Origin of the sequence: Vibrio sp. JC009 (assembly GCF_029016485.1) — a bacterium.
Taxonomy (GTDB): Bacteria; Pseudomonadota; Gammaproteobacteria; order Enterobacterales; family Vibrionaceae; genus Vibrio.
On the sequence record NZ_CP092106.1, the window covers coordinates 1,728,503 to 1,744,219 of the forward strand.

14 protein-coding genes are annotated in these 15,717 nt (G+C 45.7%); 3 read left to right on the forward strand and 11 right to left on the reverse strand.

Going from position 1 to position 15,717, the window contains the following annotated elements:
* The first annotated feature begins 3 nt into the window (after positions 1-3).
* Entirely contained in the window at positions 4-717 is a 714-nt protein-coding gene (locus L3Q72_RS07885) for a 3'-5' exonuclease (protein ID WP_275129411.1), read from the forward strand.
* 51 nt (positions 718-768) lie between these two features.
* On the opposite strand, the gene L3Q72_RS07890 is transcribed toward L3Q72_RS07885, so the two are convergent.
* Both L3Q72_RS07890 and L3Q72_RS07895 read right to left on the reverse strand, forming a co-directional pair.
* Entirely contained in the window at positions 769-2,343 is a 1,575-nt protein-coding gene (locus L3Q72_RS07890) for a BCCT family transporter (protein WP_275129412.1), read from the reverse strand.
* A gap of 340 nt (positions 2,344-2,683) precedes the next feature.
* The gene (locus L3Q72_RS07895) at positions 2,684-3,721 is read right to left on the reverse strand and encodes an IS110 family transposase (protein WP_275129398.1); all 1,038 of its coding nucleotides are present in this window, start codon (positions 3,719-3,721) and stop codon (positions 2,684-2,686) included.
* A 294-nt stretch (positions 3,722-4,015) separates the two neighbouring features.
* On the opposite strand from L3Q72_RS07895, the gene L3Q72_RS07900 reads away from it, so the two are divergent.
* Both L3Q72_RS07900 and L3Q72_RS07905 read left to right on the forward strand, forming a co-directional pair.
* The gene (locus L3Q72_RS07900) at positions 4,016-5,038 is read left to right on the forward strand and encodes an IS110 family transposase (RefSeq protein WP_275129409.1); all 1,023 of its coding nucleotides are present in this window, start codon (positions 4,016-4,018) and stop codon (positions 5,036-5,038) included.
* A 347-nt stretch (positions 5,039-5,385) separates the two neighbouring features.
* Positions 5,386-6,423 carry an IS110 family transposase gene (locus L3Q72_RS07905; RefSeq protein WP_275129398.1) on the forward strand — a complete coding sequence of 346 codons (1,038 nt, stop codon included), beginning with the start codon at positions 5,386-5,388 and terminating at the stop codon, positions 6,421-6,423.
* 329 nt (positions 6,424-6,752) lie between these two features.
* Here the strand turns inward: L3Q72_RS07905 and L3Q72_RS07910 are convergent, their stop codons facing one another.
* From L3Q72_RS07910 to nrfD, 9 genes are all read right to left on the reverse strand, one after another.
* Positions 6,753-7,124, reverse strand: coding sequence for a MarR family transcriptional regulator (locus L3Q72_RS07910; RefSeq protein WP_275129413.1), 372 nt, complete (start codon positions 7,122-7,124; stop codon positions 6,753-6,755).
* Positions 7,125-7,240: 116 nt separating this feature from the next.
* Positions 7,241-7,894: an MBL fold metallo-hydrolase gene (locus tag L3Q72_RS07915; RefSeq protein WP_275129414.1), complete on the reverse strand. Its 654-nt coding sequence runs from the start codon at positions 7,892-7,894 to the stop codon at positions 7,241-7,243.
* 100 nt (positions 7,895-7,994) lie between these two features.
* Positions 7,995-8,543, reverse strand: a complete 549-nt coding sequence (locus L3Q72_RS07920) for a DUF882 domain-containing protein (protein ID WP_275129415.1) — start codon at positions 8,541-8,543, stop codon at positions 7,995-7,997.
* Positions 8,544-8,648: 105 nt separating this feature from the next.
* Positions 8,649-10,220, reverse strand: coding sequence for a L,D-transpeptidase family protein (locus L3Q72_RS07925; RefSeq protein WP_275129416.1), 1,572 nt, complete (start codon positions 10,218-10,220; stop codon positions 8,649-8,651).
* A 659-nt stretch (positions 10,221-10,879) separates the two neighbouring features.
* A complete protein-coding gene (gene ribA / locus L3Q72_RS07930; protein WP_275129417.1) occupies positions 10,880-11,479 on the reverse strand; it encodes a GTP cyclohydrolase II in 600 nt (199 codons plus the stop codon).
* A 141-nt stretch (positions 11,480-11,620) separates the two neighbouring features.
* Positions 11,621-12,070, reverse strand: coding sequence for a cytochrome c-type biogenesis protein (locus L3Q72_RS07935; RefSeq protein ID WP_275129418.1), 450 nt, complete (start codon positions 12,068-12,070; stop codon positions 11,621-11,623).
* Positions 12,070-12,588 (reverse strand): DsbE family thiol:disulfide interchange protein, encoded by a 519-nt coding sequence (locus tag L3Q72_RS07940; protein ID WP_275129419.1) that lies wholly within the window; start codon positions 12,586-12,588, stop codon positions 12,070-12,072. Before L3Q72_RS07940 ends, L3Q72_RS07935 begins: the two co-directional genes overlap by 1 nt.
* A gap of 13 nt (positions 12,589-12,601) precedes the next feature.
* Entirely contained in the window at positions 12,602-14,509 is a 1,908-nt protein-coding gene (locus L3Q72_RS07945; protein ID WP_275129420.1) for a heme lyase CcmF/NrfE family subunit, read from the reverse strand.
* Positions 14,510-14,760: 251 nt separating this feature from the next.
* Positions 14,761-15,717: a cytochrome c nitrite reductase subunit NrfD gene (nrfD, locus tag L3Q72_RS07950; protein WP_275129421.1), complete on the reverse strand. Its 957-nt coding sequence runs from the start codon at positions 15,715-15,717 to the stop codon at positions 14,761-14,763.

Sequence of the window (15,717 nt, forward strand, 5' to 3'; positions counted from 1 at the left end):
GCGATGTTTTTTAAAAAGAGCAACAATTGTAACTGGCCTGAGTATTACCATCAGGCGCCTTCGCGGGTGAAAGATCAGAGGCTTCTGAGCTTTTTTGAGCAGGGCATTTTTTCTCCGGAAACCCCGCTCTCCCAGATTCGCTTTGTAGCGCTGGACTTTGAAACCACAGGGCTGGATCCGGACAAAGACGACATTATCAGTATCGGCCTGGTGCCATTTACCCTAAACCGGATTTATCTTAACCAGGCTAAACACTGGATTGTCAGTCCAAGCCAGCCGCTTGAGGAAGAATCTGTGATTATCCACGGCATCACTCACAGCGATATTGTGGACGCGCCCGATCTGACCCGCATCCTTGAACAGGTACTTGAGTCACTCGCAGGACATGTCGTGGTGGCGCATTTTCGTAAGATTGAGCGCAACTTTCTGGATAAAGCGTTAAAAGAGAGAATCGGCGAAGGTATGCTGTTTCCGATTGTCGATACCATGGAAGTGGAAGCGGAAATTCAGAAAAAGCGGACTCAGGGAATTGTTAACCGTTTAAAAGGTACAAGGCCGCTTTCTGTCAGGTTAGCCAAAAGTCGTGCACGATACGGATTGCCGGTTTATTCAGCCCACCACGCGCTTACCGACGCGATTGCTACAGCGGAACTTTTGCAGGCGCAGATTTCGCATCATTATTCGGATATGGATCCGATTAGTAAGTTTTGGAAGTGAAGAGCGGGTTATGGGGAATAGGACAAAGTCCGTCCCCATAGCCCGAAAAACCTACTCCCTCGGCTCCGTCGTAAGCCCCATAAGTAGGCTAATACACATCAATATCATAACAATCGTAAACGGAAGCGCCGTAACGATTACCCCCGCCTGAAGTGCCTGTAGCGCTTCTGCGCCACCGACATACAGAAGTACGCCAGCGATTGCGCCTTCAATAACCGCCCAGAATACGCGTTGCGGTACCGGGTTATCGATTTTGCCGCCTGCGGTAATGTTATCAATAACCAGAGAGCCGGAGTCTGAAGAGGTCACAAAAAACACCATGATCAGAACAATGGATAACAGCGAAATCACGCTGCTAAGCGGAAGCGAATCGTAAAGATGGAAAAGAGCCAGGCTGACATCCCCTAACCCGTTTGCGCCAAGTTCACCGACCTTATTAAACACCTGATCAATGGCAATACCACCAAAAGTGGACATCCAGAGAATAGTGACCAGAGTCGGAACGATAATGACAGCCACCACAAACTCACGGACTGTACGGCCTTTAGAAACACGTGCGATAAACATACCGACAAATGGCGACCATGAAATCCACCAGGCCCAGTAGAATACTGTCCAGCCGTGCATCCAGAGCTCATCTTCACGGCCATATGGGTTACTCAGCGCGACAAAGTTCTCGATATAGCCAAGCGTTGTTTCCATCATATAGTGAGGCGCAGTATCTATGGTTACTGCGATCACGAAAAACAGCAGTGCCGCAGCAACGATAATATTGATATTACTGATTAGCTTCACGCCGCCTTCGATACCACGATATACAGAATAAGTTGCCAGCAGGGTAACAAATACGATGATCACCATCTGGGTCATCAGACCGCCATCGGTGCCAAATACATAGTTGATACCACTGGTTACCTGCTGAGCGCCCAGACCAAGCGAAGGCGCAAGGCCAAAGATGGTGGCGACAACCGCCATAATATCGATAACGTGGCCAAACCAACCCCAGGCTCTGTCACCAAGGATCGGATAGAAGATAGAACGAATAGAGAGTGGCAGACCTTTATTATAAGCAAAGAACGCAAGTGCCAGTGCTACCACCGCATACATTGCCCAGGCGTTAAAGCCCCAGTGATAAACCGTCGCGCCAAGCGCAACACGGATCGCTTCTTGGCTATTGGCTTCCACATTAAGCGGTGTTTCATACCAGCCGGTAAAATAAGCCAGCGGCTCAGCTACGCCCCAGAAAAGCAGCCCGATCCCCATACCGGCGGCAAACAGCATCGCCATCCAGGAAAGATTAGAGTGCTCAGGCCTGCAGTCCGTGCCACCGATACGAATTTTGCCATACGGAGAAAGCACCAGACCAATACAGAACAGCAGAAAGATGTTCCCCGACCACATAAACAGCTCATCAAACTGGTTGATGATACCCCATTTGATGCTATCCAGCGCCGATTTCGCCGTTCCCGGATCCATCACAACCAGTGCAATCAAGATCAGCACCATAATCCCGGCACTAAGCCCGAATACAGGGTTATGAACATCAAAACCCCACTTCTGTACGTTATCCTGACCAACCTGATAATCGGTACTGTCGATACTGTACTTATCAATTCCTTTTGTCATAGTTTCTGCCTAAATCTGTAGATACTAAGAATATGCTAGCACTTATGTAACTAAATTTCAGGGGAAGATGAGGAAATGGGGGAATAATGAAAGAAAAACACAAAACACCTCGTTCCCATGCTTATATGGACTCCCGGGTGTTGTCAAAAAGTTTATTAGAACAGAGGTCAGATGCTTGCTTATATACGGGCTCTAACTGAGGAGCTACCTCGGCCTCTTCGATGTATTCGCACCTTCATGACTTTATCTCCCGCACGGTAGTTTCTACCTGAGCATGGGCCAGTCTCTTGAAGGTTGGTCTTACCTGTTTGTTCTTACGTTCTTTTTGACTAACCTGGTATTAAGCCACAAGTGGTTGTGGCTTATATTCCTCATCACTTTTTATCATGGCAAGAGCCGTTCTCACCGTTTTATTTGCCAAAGCAATAGCTGCAACTTTTTTGCCTCGCCTTGTGGTCAGATCTTTAAGCCATTGCTCTTTTCCTGTCCGGGCTTCTCGTTTTTCCAGTTTACACACAACTGTTAAGGCTCCTCGAAAGAGTGCACTACGCAACATGTTGTGACCACACTTTTTAGCGATAGAACCTATTTTCTGTTTACCACCACTACTGTGTTGAACGGGTGTTAACCCCAGACAAGCTGAAGCTTCTCTACCCTTACTAAAATGCTCTGCCTGGCCTAACGCTACTTTTAATAAAACTGAGCATACTGGGCCAACCCCCTCCAGAGCTTGTAACCGCCTGCACACTTTATCTTGCGCTATTGACTGCTGTAGTTGTTGTGTAAAAGCTTCTACTTGCTCTATCAAATTTATAAACTGCTCATACATCTGACTCAGGCAAGCTCTAAACTGGCCGGTTAATCCGTTATCAGCGTCCTCAAGAACATAAGGAATGGCTTCTCTCAATGCTTTATCACCTTTAGTGATCGGAATGCCAAACTCCAGTAAATAGGAACGCAGTTGATTACTTATACTTACCTTCTGCCTAACCAGTAGATCTCGCATATGAACGATGGATTGCTGACACTGCTCTTCAACGGTTGGTATGCGACAGGATTTTATTTGAGATTGCGTAGCTGCGATAGCAATGGCAATAGCGTCATTGGCATCGGTTTTTTGGCCCTGCCTGAATGCAGCTGCCCGACGTGGGGCAATAGCCTTCACTTCATGCCCTTGCTCTTTAGCATATCGAGCCCAATAGTTGGTTGTACTGCATGACTCCATTGCTACCAGTGTTGCTTTTTCCCTGGCTAAAAATTCCAGCAGTTTCTTACGGCTCATTTCTCGATTAAAAATAATCTTGCCATCGAAATTCATCTTACAGACCTGAAAAACACTCTTTGCAAGGTCAATAGCAATAACGGTAGAATATTTCATGTATGGACTCCTTTTGTAAAAGTTTGGTCGCTTATTACGCTACTCCTGAGGGAGCCGGGAGTCCATACATCTCCAGCGTGGGAATGCATATCGGAGTTAATTTAATCACTTAAACTCTAACGCGAACCGTGTCCTGAATTAACTTAAAACACCTTTAAATCAAAAGGTTAAAGAGCATAAGATTAAGCGAAGTGGATGATTACGGTGAATCTGGTATGCAATGGCATGGACTCCCTCACCTTCGTCGAAAATATCGGCTAAGGTAAGAGTGTCAACTAAAAAGGAGCCCATGCCATGAACAAGAATATCACTATTTCTATCGACCTTGCTAAGACTGTTATTCAAGTTGCGATAATTAATAAGCACGGAAAGCTTTCATCTAATCAAAAAGTATCTCAATCAAAGTTAATTTCAATGGTGGCTAAGCACCCCAAAGCTGTTATTTGTATGGAAGCTTGTGCAACGGCTCATTATTGGGGTCGAAAGTTCCAGCAGGCAGGACATCAAGTCTTACTCGTGCCTGCTCAGATCGCCGCTAAGTATCGCTCGGGAAATAAAAATGATCCCAATGATGCTTTGGCTATTTATGAAGCCAGTCAGCGGACAGATATTCATTTCGTTCCGGTTAAAACTGTTGAACAGCAAGATCTTGCCTGCTTACTAAGACTGCGGGAAGGTTATATTAAGCAACGAACACAGCTTGCTAACCGTATCCGGGGGCTTGCGATGGAATATGGCATCAAATTTCCCATAGGAATCAATTCGCTCAGAAAACAGCTACCGTTTGAGTTGGAAAATGCTGAAAATGAATTAACCCATGCTGCTCGGTTTATTCTAAATAATCTTAAAGAACAGTTGCTCGCGCTTGATACCCAAATTGATGATGCCACTCAAGCTCTTACCAATCAGGCAAAACAAAATGAAGATTGTAAGCTTTTAGCCTCGTTACCGGGTATTTCATGGATTTCAGGCAGTGCTTTGTATGCCAGGTTAGGAAATGCATCGGCTTATAAGTGTGGTAGGGATGCAAGCGCAAGCATTGGATTAGTGCCTGCTCATACAGGAAGTGGAGGTAGAAATATCAACCTTGGCATTACTAAGCGAGGAGATCGTTATCTCAGAGCTCTTGTCGTTCATGGTGCCCGAGCTGTAGTTAGTCATGTCAAAGATAAAACTGATCCACTTAGTCAGTGGATACGCTCTCTGTTAGAGAGAAACCATGTGAATAAAGTCGTTATTGCTCTAGCGAATAAGATAGTCAGGATGGCGTGTGCCATATTGAAATCAAAACAGCCTTACCAGCTTAAGTTAGCTTAACTGAAATAAGGTAAAGCTGAATTTGGAGCAAACGACAAACCAGCGTAATAGCAAGTAATTAAGATAAAGTGTTAGCACAGCACACAAGGCAAACTCTGTGTGGGAATGAGGCAATAAATGCCTGGACTGCGATTAGAAGCCTTGTTAGTGGATTTAGCCATAAAGGTTCGGGGTAGCGCCCCATGATGAAACCGAATATACGTGCACTTGCATAAACTCTTATTATCTTAAACCACTTGTGTTACAGGGGGAGTCCATATACATTCCCACGCAGGAGATGTATGGACTCCCGGCTCCCTCAGGAGTAGCGTAATAAGCGACCAAACTTTTACAAAAGGAGTCCATACATGAAATATTCTACCGTTATTGCTATTGACCTTGCAAAGAGTGTTTTTCAGGTCTGTAAGATGAATTTCGATGGCAAGATTATTTTTAATCGAGAAATGAGCCGTAAGAAACTGCTGGAATTTTTAGCCAGGGAAAAAGCAACACTGGTAGCAATGGAGTCATGCAGTACAACCAACTATTGGGCTCGATATGCTAAAGAGCAAGGGCATGAAGTGAAGGCTATTGCCCCACGTCGGGCAGCTGCATTCAGGCAGGGCCAAAAAACCGATGCCAATGACGCTATTGCCATTGCTATCGCAGCTACGCAATCTCAAATAAAATCCTGTCGCATACCAACCGTTGAAGAGCAGTGTCAGCAATCCATCGTTCATATGCGAGATCTACTGGTTAGGCAGAAGGTAAGTATAAGTAATCAACTGCGTTCCTATTTACTGGAGTTTGGCATTCCGATCACTAAAGGTGATAAAGCATTGAGAGAAGCCATTCCTTATGTTCTTGAGGACGCTGATAACGGATTAACCGGCCAGTTTAGAGCTTGCCTGAGTCAGATGTATGAGCAGTTTATAAATTTGATAGAGCAAGTAGAAGCTTTTACACAACAACTACAGCAGTCAATAGCGCAAGATAAAGTGTGCAGGCGGTTACAAGCTCTGGAGGGGGTTGGCCCAGTATGCTCAGTTTTATTAAAAGTAGCGTTAGGCCAGGCAGAGCATTTTAGTAAGGGTAGAGAAGCTTCAGCTTGTCTGGGGTTAACACCCGTTCAACACAGTAGTGGTGGTAAACAGAAAATAGGTTCTATCGCTAAAAAGTGTGGTCACAACATGTTGCGTAGTGCACTCTTTCGAGGAGCCTTAACAGTTGTGTGTAAACTGGAAAAACGAGAAGCCCGGACAGGAAAAGAGCAATGGCTTAAAGATCTGACCACAAGGCGAGGCAAAAAAGTTGCAGCTATTGCTTTGGCAAATAAAACGGTGAGAACGGCTCTTGCCATGATAAAAAGTGATGAGGAATATAAGCCACAACCACTTGTGGCTTAATACCAGGTTAGTCAAAAAGAACGTAAGAACAAACAGGTAAGACCAACCTTCAAGAGACTGGCCCATGCTCAGGTAGAAACTACCGTGCGGGAGATAAAGTCATGAAGGTGCGAATACATCGAAGAGGCCGAGGTAGCTCCTCAGTTAGAGCCCGTATATAAGCAAGCATCTGACCTCTGTTCTAATAAACTTTTTGACAACACCCGGGAGTCCATATAAGCATGGGAACGAGAGGCTGTACACTAACGGTACTTTTTGGGAAAGCCTTCCAACAAACACTTTCCCAGGAACCAGGGCCCAATAACCCTGGTCCCCTCCCGCAACGGGAATTAGCAAGCCTTATAGATAACCTTATTACCCGCAAGCTGCTCTTTAACTACAAGGTTTTCTTCCAGAAGCTTCTTCAGCGCACCTGTCGCCCAGGATGCTGCTTTTGCGTCTTCCTGACCCGCTTCAAGGCCGATACCTTTAGGGTTGATACCTTCAGCATTCTTAGCAACGATATCCAGTACCTGCTGCTGCTTTGGAGTCAGAGATACTTCTGCTTTTTTCGCTACTGATTCAACTTTCTCTGCAACCACTTTTTCAGCTACCGCAGCAGTTTTCTTTTCTGCCTGTGGAGTAACCAGTTTAGTGCCAACAGTTAATTTCAGACGCTTTTGCAGTTTCATCTGCACTTTACGTTTATGAGCAAGTCTCATTTAATTTGATTCCTTCATTTGCCGCACTCATAGCAGCACTTAAAAATACAAAGCGCGTTTTATACCAAAATTTGGGAAGGATTTGTAGTTATTGAGGGAAATATAAACATAAAAAATCAATACAACGGCATCTCATCCGCTACAAACGGATTACTGGCTCTTTCCCGGCCAAAAGTCGAAGAAGGCCCGTGTCCCGGTACAAACTCAACATCGTTGCCCAGAGGCCAGAGTTTAGTTTTAATTGAATCAATCAGCGTATTAAAGTCGCCTTTCGGGAAATCGGTACGGCCGATACCGCCGTTAAACAGAACGTCACCGACAAACGCCAGTTTTGCTTCTTCGCTGTAGAAAACAACGTGACCCGGCGTGTGGCCCGGCGTGTGAATTACCTTCATTGACTGATTGCCGAAAGTCACTTCATCTCCCTCAACCAGCCACTGGTTTGGCTCAAATGCAGTAGTCAGAGGAAAACCAAACATCTGGCTCTGCCCTTCCAGGCCCTGCAGCCAGAAGTTGTCGTCTTTATGCGGGCCAACGATTTGTGCGCTTTCCATTTCTGCCAGACGTTCCGTACCGCCAACATGGTCAAGGTGACCATGAGTCAGCAAAAGGGTTTCGACTTCAACACCGAGCTCTTTAATGAGTGCAGAAAGCTGCTTTTCATCACCACCCGGATCGATAACCACACCTTTCATGGTCTCATCACACCAGACGATAGAACAGTTTTGCGCAAATGAAGTAACGGGAACGACTTTGTATTTTAAACTCATAACTTTGCTCGGGTTATTTTTGAAGAGAGAAGACTATGACATCAGAGACCAAACAAGTAAAGGGGCGCATTTAGCGCCCCTTCAATGAATCAGTATTAAATTACCAGAACCTTACACGACCGGTATCAATATGAACAAAGTTACTTTTCTCATAATAGCCCACACCGCCCGCTTTCTGCGCCAGTGCGACTTTTTGCACCTTCTTTAAGTCAACACCCGGGATACGGAAGTCGATGGCTTTACCGCGCATATGCATGCTCTTCTTTGCTACACCGCCTGATTTAGCTGCCAGCATTTCATTAGTCGCCGGAGAGCGGTAGCCTGAGATAATCTGAATTTCAGCAGTGGTGCCAAGCTGGTTTCTGATATTGTCTAACTGAACCAGAAGACGTTTATCGATAGGGAATACTTCGTTGCGACGGAAATCTCTGCAAAGGCGTGCAATATCGTCCAGCGCTTCTTCAACGAAATTTTCGCCATCGAAAAAGCAGGTTTTTAGTCTTTCACCGGTATGCAGGTTATTAAGACTGATTTCGCGAGGGATCATCTGGCTTTTATCCACTGATGATGCCAATACAATACTTGGGGCGATTGATGCTAAAGCTACACTTCCTGTTGTAAGCTTTAAGAAGTTACGTCTGCTCAGCATGAGTACACAACCTTTTAAGTTACAAATCTGTCAGGAATAAAAGGTATAGTATATTATTTAACCAGTCAACAATTAGTTGGTCATTTACAACCACTTTTTTACAACTTATTGATAGTTCGATAAAATAACTGAGAAATCTTCTTTATTATTTAGCTCACCTTTTCGCATATCATACTCGTATACATCTTTGCGATAATTTATATAGCCCGATTGATACCAGGCAGTCTGATAAATAATGGATACCGGGATAGACTTTTTCATAGGGATCGACACTTTTTCATTGCTCTCTTTCACCTCAATAAGGTCGGATTTGATTCCCTGAGTCTCCAGAAGAATGCTGGCAAACTTCTCTGCATGCTGAATCCTGATACAGCCGGAGCTGTAAGTTCTGGTGTCGGTATCAAACAGGTATTTTGAAGGAGTGTCGTGCAGATAGATCGCATGATTATTTGGCGTATTAAATTTGTAATACCCCAGCGCATTACGCGCCCCCGCATCCTGACGAACCTGATAGGGAAAGTAGGTATCCTCGGTATAGTTTTGCCACTCTATGGTGGTGGGGTCGACTTCCTCACCGTCATAACCATTTTTCAGAATCTTAAAATGGAAGTTCTCAAGGTATGTCAGGTCATGTTGTATCTTAGGGAGCAGATCTTCATAGAAAATTTTTTTCGGCACATTCCAGGTTGGATTCACCACCATAGAATAAAGCCGGATATTCATTATTGGTGTTTTGCGCTCCTGTTGTCCCACAATCACTTTGGCGCTGAACACAGGTTCGCCTTCATGCCAGTAAGAAAGATTAAACCCCGGTACATTCACCACAATAAGCGAGTCACGTTTCTTTGGTACCAGCCGGGCCCTTTCTGCATTGATTGCCAGCGATCTCAGCCTGTCCTCAAGCGGGAAATTAAGCCAGCCCAGCGTATTTTCGCCAATGATCCCGTCCACTTTTATCCCGTGCTGTTTCTGGAATGCCTTAACGACCCGCTCAAGTGGTTTGTCGAATAAACGGTTTTCTCTGTTCACCGCAGAAATATCCATCCCCGCAACTTCCAGCCGGTTTAAAAGCTCCGGCTTACTTTTCAGCGCATCCCCTTTTCGCTTTAACCCGCGCTGATGATAAACACCGGTGTCCCCCAACCCGATAAAATGGATCAGATCTTTCGCCGCACTCTGGTAATAATCAAAATTTGGTGGCGCAAAACTGTGTATGTACTGTTCTAACTTCTGCCCGTTAATCGCATTCACCAGAGCCTGAAAATCCTTGGTATCAAACCCGCTCAGAGGTTGGCTCACCGGCGCTGTGTAATACCAGCTGCCGCCCTCAGCAGCAGCGGATTTCACATAAGAGACGTAATTTATCAGCGTATCCGTCGCCAGAATATCGTAGGAAAACATGTCATGCTGAAGCCGGTACATGCGTAGCTTTTCATAACGCTTTGAAAAGTCCGGGCTGATATTGGAGTAATAGAGAAAAGAGAGCTGAGCTTCTAACTGCTGCGAAGCTTGCGGAGAAAACCAGATAAACTGAAAATCACGCTGCCGGTAGAGCGCACCAAGATGGTCACGGTTAACCAGGGTAGCGTCCAGCGGACTGTTTCTTACTACCCAGTTTTGCTGGTAAAAATCTTCAAAAGCATGTGCTGTAAGGGAAAACAGCAATGTTATTAACACTATATAAAATCTTCTCACTTTTTACCCCTCACACAACACGCACTGCCCAAAGCAAATTGAGGCTATCCGGATATATTAAATTATGGCAAATAATTTATGGGAGGAAGGAATAATTCGGGGAAGATTTATTAAATTTGAAATGATTCGTATAAAAAGTCATGCGATTCCTGAGCTCGGGATACGGTCATGCAGACTCAAAGCTTGTCATTCCCGCGAAGGCCTGACTCTTCTACACAAATATTAAAGTGACCAAAGAACGGTTCTCCCCCTTGAGTGAAGAAGCCTAACTGGTTGATAAAGCTAATAGAAGGGGGAGTTAGAGGGGGTTGGTTATACAAAAGTTAACTAAATCGTAGAACCTTAAACCGCTAAGCAACAACCCCTCCCTGCCTCCCCTTCGATGCTACTTCTTCGAAAATCCGTCCTTTCGAGGCTAAGGGGAGGAGCATTCTTTGGCTCCTTAAACTTGTGTATAAGAGTCAAGCGAAGGCGGGAATCTTATCAAAGCGCGTTGTAGAGTGTGTGGCTATTTCTTACTTTACAGCGCGTTGACAGTAGATCCCGGATAAAAGCTCCGCAATTTCCGGGATGACCGGGAAAGCTCAGCGTTCACGTATATTCGTCATTCCCTGCAGAACAGGGAAACGAGAAATTCGGGATTAATCAATATCTAACTGATGCTTACCGTGTGACACTTTCGCCTTCAGGTAATTCTCATTGCCGTCTTTTACGTGCGCTATGGTATGAATCACTTCTTCGATTTCAATACCAAGCTCTTTCAGATCATTGATTTTTTTCGGATTGTTCGTCACCAGGCGAATCTTAGTAATACCAAGTGCCTTCAGCATCATGGATGCATCGGTAAAGTCACGCAGATCATCACCAAAACCCAGGTGGTTGTTTGCTTCGTATGTGTTCATACCCTGGCTTTGCAGCGTATAGGCGTCAATTTTGTTATACAGCCCGATACCGCGTCCTTCCTGGCGCAAATAAAGAATAATCCCGCCTTCCTGGCCCATCTTATTGATGGTCTCATCAAGCTGCTCTCCGCAGTCACAGCGGGAAGAATGGAATACATCCCCGGTCAGGCACTCTGAATGCATACGAACTAAAGGGGTTTTCTCTGATTGGTCGGCAGATTTAAAAATCAGAGCCACGTGCTCTTTATCGCTTTTTAAACCGCTGAATGACAGGATTTCAGCGTCGATGTCGCTTTTCAATCCTACTTTTAATGCTACTCTGGCGCGGACTTCAGCCATATTTATTGCTCACTATTTCCGAATGCTTTAATGATTGGGACTTTGTATGGAAAATTCAAGGTCGGAATCAGAATTGATGGCTGTTATGTTATAACAAAACCATCAATTATCAACCTACAGAAAGTAAGGAAATCAAGCAGTTCAGTTTTTGCGGGAAACGCTCTTAACCGCAACGACCACACCGATAACCAACAGCAGCAAAGGAAGGAACCACAATACATAGGTTCTGGATGAAACCACCGGGTCATAAAGCACAAACTCGCCAAAACGTTGCGTCATATACTCCACAATTTCCTCTTCAGAATCACCGGCTTTGACCATCTCAAAAACCCGAAGGCGTAAATCCTTCGCCACCGGAGAGTTAGACTCTATCAGGTTCTGATTCTGGCACTGCGGACATCTTAGCTGACGGGCCAGCTCTGTCGCCTGCATCCGCTGCTCTTCACTGTCAAACTCAAACAGATCCGCTTTAATCGCAATCTCTTTATTACTGTCATAGAAAATCTGAGAATCAACGGACTGCTCAGCAGAAGCAGTAAAGGTAAGCGTCAGGATAAAAATCTGAACAAAAAACAGAATGGCTTTGCGCATTATCTTGCCTCTTTCATCATAGGGACAAACTGCTCATCCCAGACTTTCCTATCCAGAACACCGCTAAAACGGGTGAGTATCTTTCCATCAGGACTGATGAGAAAAGTTTCAGGCGCACCGATAACGCCGAGATCCAGCGCCAGCGAACCCTGATGGTCATAAAGGGTAAACTGATACGGGCTGCTTAGTTCATCAAGCACCTTTAATGCATCTTTACGTTGATCACGGTAATTAACCCCGTAGATAAGCACGCCCTGATTTTTCAGCTCAATCAGAAAACCATGCTCTTCCCTGCACGCTGCGCACCATGAAGCCCAGACATTAAGCAGCGAATATTTTCCCGGCAGTACGTCTTTTGTTTGCCTTTCAACCGACGGTTCCGCTAAATCCTGAAGCGTAAATTCAGGCACAGGCTGATTAAGCATGGCCTGGTTGGACGCTGTTACATCGCCCTCCAGTGCATAAATAAACGCCCCGAATACCACGGCGATAACCAGCGCGAAAATACCCAGTTTCATTTTTGAATTGCTTTTACTGTCCGACATTTACAACCTTCAGATCTTTTCTGGTGAAAAGCCCAAGTCCACCACCAATAACCATGAGTATGCCACCGAACCAGAGCCACATCACGTACGCTTTATACTGAATACGCACAGCAAAACTCCCATCCTTCAGCTTTTCGCCCAGAGTAATATACAAGTCACCATGCCAGTAATTTTTTATGCCCGGCTCAGTCATATTCATCACCCGTACCGCGTAATGGCGTCGCTCGGGAATCACATACAAACCGCCGTTTACCTTCATATGCGCCCTTTCTGCCGTATAGTTTGGTCCGACAAACAGCTCCAGCTGTTCAAAGTCCAGATCAAAGCGGCTGAAGACAACCTCACTCCCCTCGGCCATTTTGGCGCTGGTTTCCACAGAGTGATAAGCGTTCATGGAAGAGCCGACTGCAGCAATAGCTACGCCAAGGTGAGCAAGCAACATAGGCAGTACTTTCAGACGTATGGCATTATCCGGAAGTCTGAGTAAACGCAGAATCAGCGTCAGCACAACAAAAGATGAAAGTGACCACGTCACAAGCGGCATCATCTCAGTTTGTGCATATTGAGCACGGTATAAGACAAACCCTAAAATCAGTGAAGCAGCAATCAAAATGCCCAGCAGTTTTGATTTAGCTGCCGGCGCTTTTTCCTCCCCCCAGTTTAACCAGGGAGCAACCGCCATCAGCAGCAGGGCAACAAAGGTAAGCGGTGCAAACAAGGCGTTGAAATATGGCGCACCTACCGAGATTTTACCCAGCCCGAAAAGCTGGAAAAGCATCGGATAAAAGGTGCCCAGAACAACCGTAAGCATGGCAACAGAGAAAACAATATTGCCCAGCATAAACAGAAAATCTTTGCTCATTACCGATTGCACCGGCTCTGAGCTCACTTTATCAGAGCGCGCCAGCAGCGAGCCAAACCCGGCAACAACCAGAACAAACAGAATAAGAAGCAGGATAATGCCACGGGTCGGATCCACGGCGAAGGCGTGAACCGAGGTCAGTATTCCCGATCTCACCACAAAGGTGCCCAGTATGCTCAGGGTAAAGGTCATAAAGGAAAGAAACAGAGACCAGCGAACCAGCGACCTTCTGTGAATGCCGGCAATCAGGCTATGCAGCAGCGCCGTACCGGTAAGCCATGGCAACAAAGAGGCATTTTCAACCGGATCCCAGAACCACCAGCCACCCCAGCCCAGTTCGTTATAGGCCCACCAGGCACCCAGTACAATTCCTGCGGTTAGAAAGCTCCAGGCAAAAAGGGCGTATTTTCTTGCATATAGCAGCCACTGCTCTTCGTTCTGCTTATTCCACAAAGCTGCCATCGCCAGAGCAAAGCTGGAGGCAAAACCGATATAGCCAACGTATAAAAGTGGCGGATGGAAAATCAGTCCCACATCCTGAAGCATAGGGTTAAGGTCCCTTCCCTCTTCAGGGATAATGGCGTTCACTTCAAAAGGGTTGGATGCAAAAAGGGTAAAGAAGGCAAATGCTGAGACTAAAAACAGCGATGAGCAAAGCGCATAATTTAAAAAGCGAGCCGAAATTTTCCGGTTGATAAAGGCAATTGCCGATGACCAGCAAGCCAGCATCACCACCCAAAACAGCAAAGAGCCTTCATGTCCGCCCCAGACAGCGGCGCCTTTAAAGAAAACCGGAAGCTGAGAATTCGAATGGGATGAAACATAAGCAAGCGAAAAGTCGTCGTAAACAAAACAGCCTGCCAGTGCAAAAACCGATATCAGAGAAAAAGCCACACTGAAATGAGCCGCCGTCAATTGAACAGATACCGGCTCACTTTTACTGAGCGTTATATCATACAGAGATTTTACAACGGCAAGCAGAGAGGAGACTGCAACGAGAAGAAGAGAAAAGTGTCCGATTTCAGCTAACATAATACCCTTGAAGAAACATCATATTATCGTCATAACGGGAATGACGACGGAGTTGGAATATCCCCAACGTCATCCCGGAAAATGCGAAGCTTTTATCCGGGATCTACTGTCAACGCGTTGTAGAGTAAAGGCAAACCTTAAACCATACAACGCGCTTCAGCCAGATTCCCGTTTTCACGGGAATGACGACAGGATTTAAATGTCCCACTACGCCTTCACAACGATAACGACGGAGTTGGAACACCAACTCCCTAAACTACGGTCAACTGACCAGCATACAGAATAAACGTACGCAACATCAAAACACCAATCAAGCTTAATGTGGTCACCAGTGCCACAAACCCGACTTTGTGTCTCACTTCAGAAGGCGCAAAGGTGTTCAGAGCAAGCGGTATCAGCATGCCAAAGGCGATGACTCCCCACCAGAACCACGAAGCCCAGAAGCCACTTCCGATTGCTGCGTAAACCGCTTCCTGTGCTCTGCCGCCACCGAAAATCATACCGGTGAAGAAAGCCACAAGAACAAACAGCTCAAACAGTACAACCGGACGCTCAAAACTGTGCACCCACTTAATAGTCGCACTACCCGTTGACTCTTTAAACACCACCGTACCAAACAGCATGCTCGCCGCCGCACCAGATGAAAGACTGGAGAACAGGAACAGAATTGGCAGAATTGGGTTATTCAGCATAGGGAAACTCTTCAGCGCAGACAGCAGGAAACCTGTGTAAGCAGCAAGAGCGAACGCCTGAATCGCCAGAAGCCATTCAATGCTGTTTTCGAACTTCTCTAGCTTCGCAATGATGTTATCAACAAAGTTCAGTTTGCCTCTGAATAGCGTATTTAAAAAATCCATAATGGTTTTTCTGAAAATAATCGCAATCCAGGCAAACAGGAAGATCATATAAGTCTGGAACAGAATCACACCCATAGACATTACCGAAGTAACGTTAAAGTTGATCATGATTTTCCAGAACATCAGCGGCTTAGTCAGGTGGAACACCAGAATAGTCAAACCGGCAATAATACCGAACGGTGCCGCCCAGGCCATGGTTTTCAAAACACCATCGCGGGCAGGGTCGCCTTCAATGACCTTGCGCTTAAGGTAAAGCGAGATCATTACACAACCGGCAGACATACCGGCCAAAAACAGATAAACCGCAATAATCCAGTCCCAGACAAGAGGAACAGCAAATGCTTCAGCCAT

What these genes read in the sequence shown, in the direction of transcription:
- ribA (WP_275129417.1), bottom strand. Translation starts at nt 11,479, where the DNA reads ATGGCTGAAGTCCGCGCCAGAGTAGCATTAAAAGTAGGATTGAAAAGC.
- L3Q72_RS07885 (WP_275129411.1), top strand. Translation starts at nt 4, where the DNA reads ATGTTTTTTAAAAAGAGCAACAATTGTAACTGGCCTGAGTATTACCAT.
- L3Q72_RS07920 (WP_275129415.1), bottom strand. Translation starts at nt 8,543, where the DNA reads ATGCTGAGCAGACGTAACTTCTTAAAGCTTACAACAGGAAGTGTAGCT.
- L3Q72_RS07890 (WP_275129412.1), bottom strand. Translation starts at nt 2,343, where the DNA reads ATGACAAAAGGAATTGATAAGTACAGTATCGACAGTACCGATTATCAG.
- nrfD (WP_275129421.1), bottom strand. Translation starts at nt 15,717, where the DNA reads ATGGCTGAAGCATTTGCTGTTCCTCTTGTCTGGGACTGGATTATTGCG.
- L3Q72_RS07940 (WP_275129419.1), bottom strand. Translation starts at nt 12,588, where the DNA reads ATGAAACTGGGTATTTTCGCGCTGGTTATCGCCGTGGTATTCGGGGCG.
- L3Q72_RS07910 (WP_275129413.1), bottom strand. Translation starts at nt 7,124, where the DNA reads ATGAGACTTGCTCATAAACGTAAAGTGCAGATGAAACTGCAAAAGCGT.
- L3Q72_RS07915 (WP_275129414.1), bottom strand. Translation starts at nt 7,894, where the DNA reads ATGAGTTTAAAATACAAAGTCGTTCCCGTTACTTCATTTGCGCAAAAC.
- L3Q72_RS07900 (WP_275129409.1), top strand. Translation starts at nt 4,016, where the DNA reads ATGAACAAGAATATCACTATTTCTATCGACCTTGCTAAGACTGTTATT.
- L3Q72_RS07945 (WP_275129420.1), bottom strand. Translation starts at nt 14,509, where the DNA reads ATGTTAGCTGAAATCGGACACTTTTCTCTTCTTCTCGTTGCAGTCTCC.
- L3Q72_RS07935 (WP_275129418.1), bottom strand. Translation starts at nt 12,070, where the DNA reads ATGCGCAAAGCCATTCTGTTTTTTGTTCAGATTTTTATCCTGACGCTT.
- L3Q72_RS07895 (WP_275129398.1), bottom strand. Translation starts at nt 3,721, where the DNA reads ATGAAATATTCTACCGTTATTGCTATTGACCTTGCAAAGAGTGTTTTT.
- L3Q72_RS07905 (WP_275129398.1), top strand. Translation starts at nt 5,386, where the DNA reads ATGAAATATTCTACCGTTATTGCTATTGACCTTGCAAAGAGTGTTTTT.